This is a genomic window from Paraburkholderia aromaticivorans, assembly GCF_012689525.1.
GTDB classification, from domain to species: Bacteria; Pseudomonadota; Gammaproteobacteria; order Burkholderiales; family Burkholderiaceae; genus Paraburkholderia; species Paraburkholderia aromaticivorans_A.
This window is the reverse complement of sequence record NZ_CP051516.1, coordinates 540446-553165: the sequence shown is the minus strand read 5'-3', so window position 1 is coordinate 553165 and position 12720 is coordinate 540446. Positions and strand designations below refer to the sequence as shown.

The 12720-nt window shown below is 63.7% G+C and carries 12 protein-coding genes; 11 read left to right on the top strand and 1 reads right to left on the bottom strand.

The features are described from left to right. The first annotated feature begins 41 nt into the window (after positions 1-41). The 5 genes from HF916_RS30545 to HF916_RS30525 all read left to right on the top strand — a co-directional run bounded on the left by HF916_RS30545 (position 42) and on the right by HF916_RS30525 (position 4799). Positions 42-893 (top strand): carbon-nitrogen hydrolase family protein, encoded by an 852-nt coding sequence (locus tag HF916_RS30545; RefSeq protein ID WP_168792623.1) that lies wholly within the window; start codon positions 42-44, stop codon positions 891-893. Between the two features lie 102 nt (positions 894-995). Next, the gene (gene tldD / locus HF916_RS30540) at positions 996-2462 is read left to right on the top strand and encodes a metalloprotease TldD (protein ID WP_168792622.1); all 1467 of its coding nucleotides are present in this window, start codon (positions 996-998) and stop codon (positions 2460-2462) included. A 378-nt stretch (positions 2463-2840) separates the two neighbouring features. Further along, complete coding sequence (gene aroG / locus HF916_RS30535; RefSeq protein ID WP_168792621.1) at positions 2841-3914, top strand: 3-deoxy-7-phosphoheptulonate synthase AroG; 1074 nt, start codon at positions 2841-2843, stop codon at positions 3912-3914. A gap of 185 nt (positions 3915-4099) precedes the next feature. Next, on the top strand, positions 4100-4447 hold the full coding sequence (locus HF916_RS30530; protein ID WP_168792620.1) for a type II toxin-antitoxin system RelE/ParE family toxin: 348 nt from the start codon (positions 4100-4102) through the stop codon (positions 4445-4447). A 19-nt stretch (positions 4448-4466) separates the two neighbouring features. Next, entirely contained in the window at positions 4467-4799 is a 333-nt protein-coding gene (locus HF916_RS30525; protein ID WP_168792619.1) for a helix-turn-helix domain-containing protein, read from the top strand. A 75-nt stretch (positions 4800-4874) separates the two neighbouring features. Here HF916_RS30525 and HF916_RS30520 read toward each other — a convergent pair whose 3' ends face one another. Then, positions 4875-5429 (bottom strand): cob(I)yrinic acid a,c-diamide adenosyltransferase, encoded by a 555-nt coding sequence (locus tag HF916_RS30520; protein WP_168792618.1) that lies wholly within the window; start codon positions 5427-5429, stop codon positions 4875-4877. Between the two features lie 218 nt (positions 5430-5647). On the opposite strand from HF916_RS30520, the gene HF916_RS30515 reads away from it, so the two are divergent. The 6 genes from HF916_RS30515 (at position 5648) to proC (ending at position 12710) form a co-directional block, all read left to right on the top strand. Beyond that, on the top strand, positions 5648-7063 hold the full coding sequence (locus HF916_RS30515) for an FAD-linked oxidase C-terminal domain-containing protein (RefSeq protein WP_168792617.1): 1416 nt from the start codon (positions 5648-5650) through the stop codon (positions 7061-7063). A gap of 71 nt (positions 7064-7134) precedes the next feature. Next, positions 7135-8628, top strand: coding sequence for an FAD-linked oxidase C-terminal domain-containing protein (locus HF916_RS30510; RefSeq protein WP_168792616.1), 1494 nt, complete (start codon positions 7135-7137; stop codon positions 8626-8628). Between the two features lie 149 nt (positions 8629-8777). After that, a complete protein-coding gene (gene glcE / locus HF916_RS30505) occupies positions 8778-9866 on the top strand; it encodes a glycolate oxidase subunit GlcE (protein WP_168792615.1) in 1089 nt (362 codons plus the stop codon). A gap of 8 nt (positions 9867-9874) precedes the next feature. Then, a complete protein-coding gene (glcF, locus tag HF916_RS30500; RefSeq protein WP_168792614.1) occupies positions 9875-11101 on the top strand; it encodes a glycolate oxidase subunit GlcF in 1227 nt (408 codons plus the stop codon). A gap of 37 nt (positions 11102-11138) precedes the next feature. Continuing rightward, entirely contained in the window at positions 11139-11837 is a 699-nt protein-coding gene (locus HF916_RS30495) for a YggS family pyridoxal phosphate-dependent enzyme (protein WP_168792613.1), read from the top strand. Positions 11838-11894: 57 nt separating this feature from the next. Next, positions 11895-12710, top strand: a complete 816-nt coding sequence (gene proC, locus HF916_RS30490) for a pyrroline-5-carboxylate reductase (RefSeq protein WP_168792612.1) — start codon at positions 11895-11897, stop codon at positions 12708-12710. The last annotated feature ends 10 nt before the right edge of the window (positions 12711-12720 follow it).

Genomic DNA, 12720 nt, shown 5'->3' with positions numbered 1-12720 from the left:
GGTTCGCGCCGCCGCCTTGCCGGGAGTTTTTCGAAACGCTCATGAGCGAAACACACGTCTCTTTAACCGTCTCCAGCGGTTCTCTGGAAAGTGCCTTCCGTGTCGCCGCGCTGCAAATGGTGAGCACACCGGATCGCGAGCGCAATCTGGCCGAGGCCGGGCGCCTGATCGCCAAAGCCGCCTCCGACGGCGCGCAACTCGTCCTGCTGCCTGAGTACTTCTGCTTCATGGGCTTCAAGGACACGGACAAGCTTGCCGTGCGCGAACCCTATCGGGACGGTCCGATCCAGCGCTTTCTCGCCGACGCCGCGCGCCGCCACCAAGTCTGGATAATCGGCGGCACGCTGCCGTTGATGTCGCCCGAAGCCTCGCGCGTGCTGAACACGACGCTGGTGTTCGACCCGCAGGGCAACGAGGCCGCGCGCTACGACAAGATCCATCTGTTCAACTTCGAAAAAGGCGAGGAATCGTTCGACGAGGCGCGCACCATCTGCCCCGGCGGCGAGGTCCGCACCTTCGAGGCGCCGTTCGGCCGCGTCGGGTTGTCCGTCTGCTACGATCTGCGCTTTCCGGAGCTGTACCGGCGCATGGGCGACTGCGCGCTGATCGTGGTGCCGTCGGCGTTCACTTACACGACCGGCCGCGCGCATTGGGAAATGCTGCTGCGCGCCCGGGCGGTCGAAAACCAGTGTTACGTGCTGGCCGCGGCGCAAGGCGGCAAACATGAAAACGGCCGCCGGACGTGGGGCCACAGCATGCTGATCGACCCGTGGGGCGAAATCGTCGCGGTGCGCGACGAAGGCGCAGGCGTGGTCGCCGGCAATCTCGAGCGTGCGCGCATCGACGAAGTGCGACAGAGTCTGCCCGCCTGGCGTCATCGTGTGCTCAGTTGATCAACCCCGTCGCGTGACATTGAAACTGCGGCGCTTCCGACTCATATAGTGTGTGACAGAGGCGCTAACCGAATCCTTCGTATCGAGCAGAACATACTTCGCATGAACATCATCGAACCCGGTATCCGTAATCTCGCCACCGCCAAGGACATCCTCCTGACGCCCTACGGTCTCGACGAAGCCCTGCTCACCCGCACGCTCGCCGAAATCTTCACGCACAAGATCGATTACGCGGACCTGTATTTTCAGTACACGCGCAGCGAAGCATGGAGTCTCGAAGAAGGGATCGTGAAATCGGGCAGCTTCAGTATCGATCAGGGCGTCGGCGTGCGCGCCGTGTCGGGCGACCGCACGGCTTTCGCCTACTCGGACGATCTATCGCCCGAAGCCATCCGCCAGGCGGCCATCGCCACGCGCGCCATCGGCAAGGCTGGTGGCGGCAAGCAGAAGATCAAGGTGGCGTCGTCGCTGACCGGCATCGCCGGGCGTGATCTGTATCTGCCGTCCGATCCGCTGCATTCGCTCGACGCGACTGCCAAGGTCAAGCTGCTCGAGCGCATCGAAAAGATGGCGCGTGGTCGCGATCCGCGTATCCAGCAAGTCATGGCAGGCCTCGCCGGTGAATACGACGTGGTGCTGGTCGCGCGCAGCGACGGCGGCTTCGCGGCCGATATTCGCCCGCTGGTGCGCGTGTCGGTCACGGTGATCGCCGAGCAGAACGGCCGCCGCGAAATCGGTAGCGGCGGCGGCGGTGGCCGCTTCGACTACGGCTATTTCACTGACGACATACTGTCAGGCTATGTCGACGACGCCGTGCATGCGGCACTGGTCAACCTCGACGCTCGTCCGGCACCGGCCGGCGCGATGACCGTCGTGCTCGGACCGGGCTGGCCCGGCGTGCTGCTGCACGAAGCGATCGGCCACGGTCTGGAAGGCGACTTCAACCGCAAGGGTTCGTCGGCATTCGCGGGGCGCATCGGCGAGCAGGTCGCCGCCAAGGGCGTCACCGTAGTGGACGACGGCACGCTGCCGAATCGCCGCGGGTCGCTCAATATCGACGACGAAGGCAATCCGACCCAGTGCACCACGCTGATCGAAGACGGCATTCTGAAGGGCTATATTCAGGACACGCTGAACGCGCGTCTGATGAAGATGCCGGTCACGGGCAATGCACGCCGTGAGTCGTACGCGGCGCTGCCCATGCCGCGCATGACCAATACGTACATGCTCAATGGCGACAAGGACCCGCAGGAAATCCTCGCCTCCGTGAAGAACGGGCTGTATGCCGTGAACTTCGGCGGCGGCCAGGTCGACATCACCAACGGTAAGTTCGTGTTCTCGGCTTCCGAGGCGTACATGATCGAAAACGGCAAGGTCACGTACCCGGTGAAGGGCGCGACGCTGATCGGCAGCGGCCCGGAATCGCTCAAGTACGTCACCATGATCGGCAACGACATGAAGCTCGATTCGGGCGTCGGCGTGTGCGGCAAGGAAGGCCAGAGCGTGCCGGTGGGCGTCGGTCAACCTACGTTGCGCATCGAGAAGATGACGGTCGGCGGTACGGCCTGATTGGGCAGCAAACGCATACTTCGTGCATACATCGCGCGAAGTATGCGGATTTTCCGCATTTTTGCACCCCGCAGCTTGCAAGCGCCGCCTGCCCGGGTTATAAAGTCACTCACCCTTTTTGACCTGCGACCTTATTCGTCATGTCCGCCAAGTTTTATTTTTACTTTTTTTGGCATCTCAGACCGCTGGCGGATCGAGAGGGGTGTTAGTGCACGCAGGACACCGAGAATTCCCGAAAAACCGCCAGCTAGCCTGGCGGTTTTTTTTCGCCTCATGCCTTTGAAACTTTACTTTTGATGGTCGTCCGCTCCGGCATCGCTGCTTCATCGCAACCCTGATTGCCCGCGCGAACACGCTACGAACCGATTGGAGAACAACATGCCCCCGCACAACACCGACGATGTCCGCATCCGCGAATTGAAAGAACTCACGCCGCCCGCTCACCTGATCCGCGAATTCGCTTGCGACGAAAGGGTGTCCGACGTGATCTACAACTCGCGCACCGCGATGCATCGCATTCTGCACGGCATGGAAGACCGCTTGATCGTGATCATCGGACCGTGCTCGATTCACGACACGAAGGCGGCGATGGAATACGCGGGGCGTCTGATCGAGCAGCGCAAGCGCTTCGCCGGCGAACTCGAAATCGTGATGCGCGTGTACTTCGAAAAGCCGCGCACGACGGTCGGCTGGAAGGGTCTCATCAATGACCCGCACATGGACAACAGCTTCAAGATCAACGACGGCCTGCGCACCGCGCGCGAACTGCTGTTGCGCATCAACGAACTCGGCCTGCCGGCCGGCACCGAATACCTCGACATGATCAGCCCGCAGTACATCGCCGATCTGATCTCGTGGGGTGCGATCGGCGCGCGGACCACCGAATCGCAGGTGCACCGCGAACTGGCTTCGGGCCTGTCGTGCCCGGTCGGCTTCAAGAACGGCACGGACGGCAACGTCAAGATCGCCGTCGACGCGATCAAGGCCGCTTCGCAGCCGCACCATTTCCTGTCGGTCACCAAGGGCGGCCACTCGGCGATCGTCTCGACCGCGGGCAATGAGGACTGCCACATCATCCTGCGTGGCGGCAAGACGCCGAACTACGACGCGGACAGCGTCAATGCCGCGTGCGCGGACATCGGCAAGGCGGGTCTCGCCGCGCGTCTGATGATCGACGCGAGCCATGCGAACAGCTCGAAGAAGCACGAGAATCAGATTCCGGTGTGCGCGGATATCGGCCGCCAGATTGCTTCGGGCGACGAACGGATTGTCGGCGTGATGGTGGAATCGCATCTGGTGGCCGGCCGCCAGGATCTGCAGGAAGGCTGCGAGCTGACGTACGGCCAGAGCATCACCGACGCGTGCATCGGTTGGGATGAGAGCATCGCCGTGCTCGAAGGCCTCGCCGACGCGGTCAAGCAACGCCGTGTGGCGCGCGGCAGCGGCAACTGAAGCCACGCTGATTGCAGCAGCGGATGCACGGAAAAGCCCGGCTCGATGAGCCGGGCTTTTTGTTAGCCGAACGGACGAATGGTGCTCCTTTAACCGCCTCTGTACCGTAACAACTCATGGCCGGGTCGAATGCGACTTGACCGGGATGAATGTTGCGTATAAGATTTTGTACATGAAAGGTGATTATGGAGCAGGAAAAAGGAATTCGCTGGCTAGGCTCCAGCTATCACGATTTACTCGCCTTTCCCGAAGAGATGCGTCGTCGAGCGGGGTTTCAACTCGGCAAGATTCAGGCAGGTCTCGACCCTGACGACTGGAAACCGTTTGACTCGATCGGCCCTGGAACCCGCGAGATTCGCATCAAGGAAGCAGACGGCATTTTTCGCGTTATGTATGTGACCAAGTTCGTGGAAGCACTGTATGTGCTGCATTGCTTCCAGAAGAAAACGCAAAAACTGAGTCCGCACGACAGGAAGATTGCCGAAACGCGGTATCGCGCCATCGGGTTGCACCATCGGCCGCGCCACCATTAACGATAGGAAAACTTAACAAATGACGACCGACACCAAAATTCGTCACGTAACCAGGCCTGGCGCCAATCTGTTCCTCGAACTCGGCTTTTCCGCTGAAGAGGCGAAACGCCTGCACGCCGCGTCGCAAAAGCAGATCAACGACACGCGGCTGCTCAAGGAACAGCTCATGACGGAACTGTCCACGTGGATCGAACAGCATGATCTGAAGCAGGCCGAGGCAGCCGAGATTCTGATGGTGTCGCGCCCGCGCGTGTCCGACGTGGTCAACAAGAAGACGACCAAGTTCACCATCGACACGCTGGTGGAAATGATGAGCCGGATCGGCAAGCCGGTCACGCTGGCGGTCGGCTAACGTGCCGGGCTCGTCAATGCGCGTGACGCTGCATGCGTCATCACGCGGTCATACGCGTATTGCCACGGCAGGTCTTTAGCCACCGTTGCGCTCGTGTTGCCACAGCACGTCGGTGCCGCCGTCCGCACGATTGAGCACGCGCGCGAGTACGAACAGCAGATCGGAAAGCCGGTTCACATACTGACGCGGCGCGGCGTTGATGGTCTCGTGCTCACCCAACGCAACAATCGCCCGTTCCGCCCGGCGGCACACGGTGCGGCACACATGCGCGAGCGAGGCCGCGCGCGAGCCGCCGGGCAGAATGAACTCCTTCAGCGGCGGCAAAGCCGCGTTGTAGTCAGCAAGCCAGTCGTCGAGTTGGGCGAGATGCCGGTCGGTAATCATCGTGTGGCCGGGAATGCACAGCTCGCCGCCAAGGTCGAACAGATCATGCTGGATCGCTACAAGCGCTACTCGCACCTTGTCCGGCAAAGTTTCACTCAGCAGCACGCCGAGGCTCGAGTTGAGTTCGTCCACGTCGCCGATCGCGGCTACGCGCGCGCTGTCTTTGCGCACACGGCTACCATCACCGAGACCGGTGGTGCCGTCGTCGCCCGTGCGGGTGGCGATCTTGCTCAAGCGGTTGCCCATCATGTCTCCCATGCATTCAGTGACGATGCGCCGCGCCGCGCAGTCCGCCATGGCCCGAAGCGGTCTATCAAAGCACCGCGTTTATCCATATTGCGCGCATCGTGAAGTCGCCGCCATTATAGAAGCGCTGGCCGGCTGCAACGCCGGCCCACGGGCGATCGGCGTAAAATGAAACACATACTGCAAACCAGCACCGCCCCAAATACCAGGAGACATGCGTGAATCATCCCGTGCCGCCGGCCCCGCTGCGCCGACCGTTTCCCGCCGAGTTGCTGAACGCGCTCAAAGCCGTCTTTGCCGATCGCGTGTCCGTATCCGAAGCCGTGCGCACCCATCATGGCCGCGACGAATCGCCGTTCGACCCGCAGCTGCCTGACGCCGTTGTGTTCGCGCACACAACCGAAGACGTGCAAACCGTCATCAAACTGTGCGGCCAGTACAACGTGCCGATCATCCCTTACGGCAACGGCTCGTCGCTTGAAGGGCATCTGCTCGCGGTGCAGGGCGGCGTCTCGATCGATCTGTCGGGAATGAACCGGGTGTTGTCGATCAACGCCGAGGACTTGACTGTCACCGTCGAGCCCGGCATCTCGCGCAAGCAGTTGAACGAGGCATTGCGCGACACAGGCCTGTTCTTCCCGATCGACCCGGGCGCGGACGCGAGCATCGGCGGCATGTCGGCCACGCGCGCCTCGGGCACCAACGCCGTGCGCTACGGCACGATGCGCGAGAACGTGCTTGGGCTGACCGTGGTGCTGGCCGACGGCCGCGTGACCAAAACCGGTACGCGCGCTCGCAAATCGTCCGCGGGTTACGACCTCACGCGCCTGTTCGTCGGCTCGGAAGGCACGCTCGGCGTGATCACGGAAATCACCGTGCGCCTGTATCCGCAACCCGAAGCGGTGTCCGCGGCGGTGTGCGCGTTCCCGTCCATGGGCGATGCGGTGCGCGCGGTCATCGAAACGATCCAGATCGGCGTGCCGATCGCGCGCGTCGAGTTCGTCGACTCGCTCGCCATCCGCTCGATCAATCGGCATTCGAATCTGACGCTGCGTGAAGCGCCCACGCTGTTCTTCGAATTCCACGGCACCGAGGCCGGCGTGAAAGAGCAAGCCGAACTGGTCCAGGACATCGCCGCGCAGAACGCCGGCGAAGGCTTCGAATGGGCAACCCGTCCGGAAGACCGCAGCCGGCTGTGGAACGCGCGTCACAACGCCTACTTCGCGATGCTGCAACTGAAGCCAGGCTGCCGCGCGGTTACGACCGATGTCTGCGTGCCGATCTCGCGTCTCGCGGAATGCGTGGAGGAAACGGAACAGGATCTGAAAGCGTCGCCGCTGCCCTGCCCGATCGTCGGCCATGTGGGCGACGGCAACTTCCACGTCGCGATCCTGATCGATCCCGACAAGCCGGAAGAACTCGTCGAAGCCGAGCGTCTGAACCATCGCATCGTGCAACGCGCGCTGCGCATGGACGGCACCTGCACGGGCGAGCATGGCGTCGGCCTGCACAAGATGGGCTTCCTGCTCGAAGAGCACGGTGAAGTCGCGGTCGACACCATGCGCTCCATCAAGCACGCGCTCGATCCGCACAATCTGATGAACCCGGGAAAAATTTTCACCTGGGCAGCATGAGGCGTATTCAGGCGCGGCTGCATGAGAGAGCCAGCCGCGTTGGACTTGAAAGGCACGAGGAGACAAGTCACATGAACGCACCCGCTGAACTGACGGCCGAAGTACTCGCCCAGCGCCAGCGCGAAGTCGTGCAGGCGTTGATGGCCGTATTGCCGACCCATTGTTTGCTGTTTCGCGAAGAAGACACCGTCGCCTATGAATGCGACGGGCTCGCGGCCTACCGGCGTCTGCCGCTTGCGGTCGCGTTGCCGGAGACGGAATCGCAGGTGCAGCGCATCGTGCAGATCTGCCACCGCCTCGACGTGCCGATCGTGCCGCGCGGCGCGGGCACCGGGCTGTCCGGCGGCGCCATGCCGATCCGTCACGGCGTGGTGGTTTCGCTCGCGCGCTTCCGCAAGATCGTCGAAGTCGATTCGTACGCGCGGACCGCGACGGTGCAACCGGGTGTGCGCAATCTGTCGATCTCCGAAGCCGCCGCACCTTACGGGTTGTATTACGCGCCGGACCCGTCGTCGCAGATCGCCTGCACGATCGGCGGCAATGTGTCGGAGAATTCCGGCGGCGTCCACTGCCTCAAATACGGGCTCACGGTGCATAACGTGTTGCGCGTGCGCGCTGTCACCATGGAAGGCGACATCGTCGAGTTCGGCTCGCTCGCCCCCGACGCGCCCGGCCTCGATCTGCTGGCCGTGCTGATCGGCAGCGAAGGCATGTTCGCGATCGTCACCGAAGTCACGGTCAAGCTGATCCCGAAACCGCAAACGGCGCAGGTCATCATGGCCAGTTTCGACGACGTCGTGAAAGGCGGCGACGCGGTCGCCGGCATCATTGCGGCGGGCATCATTCCGGCGGGCCTGGAGATGATGGACAAGCCGGCCACGCGCGCCGTCGAGGAATTCGTCCACGCGGGCTACGATCTCGACGCGGCGGCGATCCTGCTGTGCGAATCGGACGGCACGCCCGAAGAAGTCGCGGATGAAATCGTGCGCATGACCGCGGTGCTGCGCGAACAGGGCGCCACCCGCATCCAGATTTCCCGCTCGGAGAACGAACGGCTGCGCTTCTGGTCGGGGCGCAAGAATGCGTTCCCGGCCGCCGGGCGCATTTCACCCGACTATTACTGCATGGACGGCACGGTGCCACGCCGCAGTATCGGGCCTCTGCTGGCGCGCATCGAGGTGATGGAGAAGACCTACAACCTGCGCTGCATCAACGTCTTCCATGCGGGCGACGGCAACATGCATCCGCTGATCCTGTTCAACGGCAACGACCAGGACGAGTGGCACCGGGCCGAAGCGTTCGGTTGCGACATTCTCGAAGCGTGCGTCGAACTGGGCGGCACGGTGACCGGTGAGCATGGCGTCGGCATCGAGAAGATCAATTCGATGTGCGTGCAGTTTTCGCCGGAAGAACGCGATACGTTCCACGCGGTCAAGCGGGCTTTCGACGCACCTGGCCTCCTCAACCCCGACAAAGGAATTCCCACGCGAGCGCGCTGCGCCGAATACGGCAAGATGCACGTACGCGGCGGCTTGCTGCCGCATCCGGACCTGCCGCGTTTTTAACACTGTGCTGCCCGCCGACGCATCGCGCATAGCCTGCGTGGGCGCCGTTTTTCCTGCTCTCACCCTGATTACCCGATGCGGGTCCGCTCCTGGTTGCCAGCGGGCCCCCGCCCGGTACAATCAAACGAAACATAACGAAGCAGGACACCATGGAAGAGGACGACATCGTCGCCGTGTGGTCGGAACATGTGCGTTCGGCCAGCGCCGAGGGGCGCACGTTGCGCATCCGTGGCGGCGGGACCAAAGACTGGTACGGTCAGACGCTGGAAGGTGACATCCTCGACACGCGCGCTTATCGCGGCATCATCGCGTACGATCCGGCGGAGCTGGTCATCACCGCGCGCGCGGGCACGCCCCTGCTGGAGATCGAGGCCGTGCTCGCAGACCATCATCAGATGCTCGCTTTCGAGCCGCCGCACTTCGGGCCGCAGGCCACCTTCGGCGGCTGCATCGCGGCGGGCATCGCCGGTCCGCGCCGCCCGTCGGCCGGCGCGGCGCGCGACTTCGTGCTCGGCGCCGTGATCATGAACGGCCAGGGCCAGAAGCTGCATTTCGGCGGCCAGGTGGTGAAGAACGTCGCCGGCTATGACGTCTCGCGCCTGATGGCAGGCTCGCTCGGCACGCTAGGACTGATCCTGGAACTGTCGATCAAGGTGCTGCCGTTGCCGCAGGCCGAAGCCACGCTCAAGTTCGATATGAACGGCACCGACGCGGTCCGTAAGCTCAACGAATGGGGCGGCCGGCCGTTGCCGATTACCGCGAGTGCGTGGCGTCACGGCACGCTGGTCTTGCGCCTTGCCGGCGCCGAGGCGGCGGTCAAGTCGGCAAAGACGGCGCTCGGCGGCGAAGTAGTCGATGCGGTCGAAGCCGAGCGCTTCTGGGGCGGCGTGCGCGAACAGACCGACTCGTTCTTCGCGGCCATTCCGCCGCGGGCCGCACTGTGGCGCCTCGCATTGCCATCGATTACGGAGCCGCTGCAACTGCCCGGCGCGCAGCTCATGGAATGGGGCGGCGGCCAGCGCTGGTGGATCACCGACACCGATGCGCAGACCGTGCGCATCAGCGCCAAGCAGGCCGGCGGCCACGCCACGATCTTCCGCACCGGTCACGGCTACGACCGCGGAGCCGGCGTGTTCACGCCGCTTCCCGCGCCGCTGATGAAAATCCATCGCGGCCTGAAAACCGCCTTCGACCCGGCCCGCATCTTCAATCGCGGCCGTCTCTACCCCGACTTCTGAGCGACGCGATGCAAACCAACCTCGCGGACTTCATTCGCAACACGCCCGATGGCGACGAAGCCGACGGCATCCTGCGTAATTGCGTGCATTGCGGTTTCTGCACGGCCACCTGCCCGACCTATCAGATACTCGGCGACGAACTCGACGGCCCACGCGGACGGATCTATCTGATCAAGCAGATGGTCGAAGGCGCGCCGGTCACGCGCAGCACGCAGGTCCATCTCGACCGGTGCCTGACCTGCCGCAGTTGCGAATCGACCTGCCCATCCGGCGTGCAATATGGCCGGCTGGTGGAAATCGGCCGCAAGCTCACCGAAGAAAAAGTCACGCGCCCGTTCAGTCAACGGCTGGTGCGCCGGGTGCTCGCGAGCTTTGTGCCGAACAGCGCGCTGTTCACGCCGACCATGCGCATCGGCCAGCATTTTCGTCCGTTGCTGCCCAAGAAACTGCGCGACAAAGTACCCGCGCGGCAACGTCCGCTCGAATGGCCAACGGCGAAACATCCGCGCAAGATGCTGATGTTGGCGGGTTGCGTGCAACCGTCGATGATGCCGAACGTCAACATCGCCACCGCGCGCGTATTCGACGCGCTCGGCATGGAAACGCTGATCGCGCCGGATGCCGGCTGCTGCGGCGCGATCCGTCTGCATCTGGGCTACAACGACGACGCGCTCGACGACCTGCGCGCCAACATCGACGCATGGTGGCCGTACATCGAACAAGGCGTGGAGGCGATCGTGATGAACGCGTCCGGCTGCGGCGCGACGGTCAAGGAATACGCGCACCTGTTGCGCCACGATCCGGCGTATGCGGAGAAGGCGCGGCGCGTGGTGGAACTGACGCGCGACGTCGCGGAGATCCTGCCGGAGTTCGAAGAAGCATTGGTCTCGGTCACGCGCCGCCGCTCGGTTCACACGGTGGCGTTTCATCCGCCCTGTACGTTGCAGCATGGCCAGCAGATTCGCGGCAAGGTCGAGCATCTGCTGACCGCGCTGGGCGTCGAAGTGCGTCTGCCCGCCGACAGTCATCTGTGCTGCGGCTCGGCCGGCACCTACTCGCTGACGCAGCCCAAGCTCTCGTACGCGCTGCGCGATCAGAAGCTCGATCGGCTGCAGGCGCAGGAGCCGCAGGTGATCGTGTCGGCGAACGTCGGCTGCATTGCGCATCTGCAAAGCGGCACATCGACACCGGTCGCGCACTGGATCGAACTGGTCGAGCACATGCTGTCCGTATAATCCGGTAATCGACTTTCGCTGGACTTCCGGTTCCGTCATGCCCGATCTGATTCACAACCTCGAGGCGGTGCAGCAGCGCATCGCCATGGCCGCGCACGTGGCCGGACGCGATACGCGTTCGGTCCATCTGCTCGCGGTCTCCAAAACCTTCCCCGCCGAAGACGTGCGCGCCGCCTACCACGCCGGCCAGCGCGCGTTCGGTGAAAACTATGTGCAGGAAGCCCTCACCAAGATCGAGGCGCTCGCCGATCTGCGCGCCACGCTCGAATGGCATTTCATCGGCCCGTTGCAATCGAACAAGACGCGGCTGGTCGCCGAACAGTTCGATTGGGTGCATTCGGTCAATCGGTTGAAGATCGCGCAGCGACTCTCGGAGCAGCGTCCCGATAATTTGCCGCCGCTCAACGTCTGTCTGCAGGTCAACATCAGCGGCGAGGCGTCGAAGAGCGGCGTGAGCATTCCCGAGGCGGTGGAAGTCGCGCAAGCGATCGCCGCGCTGCCGAAGCTGAACTTGCGCGGCCTGATGGCGATTCCAGAGCCGGCCGGCGGCATCGACGAGCAACGCGTGCCGCATCGGCACTTGCGCGAGTTGTTCGAGCGTCTGTGTAACGACGGACTCGAACTCGACACGCTGTCCATGGGCATGTCGAGCGACCTCGAGGCCGCCGTGCTGGAAGGCGCGACGATCGTGCGCGTCGGCACCGCCATCTTCGGCGCGCGAGATTACTCTAACTGACCCTTGCGGGCCTTTTCAGGCTCCTTAGGCTCTTCACGGCACTTCATTCGGAACATCATGAAAATTGCTTTTATCGGCGGTGGCAACATGGCCGCCGCGTTGATCGGCGGCCTCATCAAGCGTGGCGTCGCGCCCGCTGACCTCTACGCAATCGATCCCAACGAAGACGCGCGCAAGCGCAATGAGCAGCAATTCGGCATCAAGACCGGCGCCGCCGCGGATGCCGCGCTCGCCGCGTACGACGCCGTCGTGCTGGCGGTGAAGCCGCAGATCCTGAAGAGCGTCGCCGAGGCGGTGGCGCCGCATCTGAACGCGTCGCAGCTGGCCGTGAGCATCGTCGCCGGCATTCGCATGGGCGATATGTCGCGCTGGTTGAATGGGCACAACCGTATCGTGCGTGTCATGCCGAATACGCCGGCGCTGATCGGCATGGGCGTGACGGGCCTCGTGGCAACTGGCAGCGTCGACGAAGCGGGCCGCGCGCTCGCGTCGCAAGTGCTGGGCGCGGTCGGCGAAACGGTCTGGTTCGACGACGAAGCGAAGATCGACGCCGTCACCGCGATCTCGGGCAGCGGGCCGGCCTACGTGTTCTATTTCATCGAGGCGTTGCAGGAAGCCGCGCGCCAGCTCGGCATGGATGAGGCGCAAGGCCGCGCGCTCGCAGTGGCGACCTTCACCGGCGCGGCGCAACTGGCGGCGAATTCCGACGAGCCGCCGAGCTTGCTGCGCGAACGCGTGACGTCCAAAGGCGGCACGACGGCGGCGGCTCTGGCGTCGTTCGACGCGAGCGGCATCAAGGATGCGATCGTGCGTGGCGCGCTTGCCGCGGATGCCCGCGCGAAAGAAATGGGCGACGAGTTCGGCAAGCAGTGAGCGCGTTCGG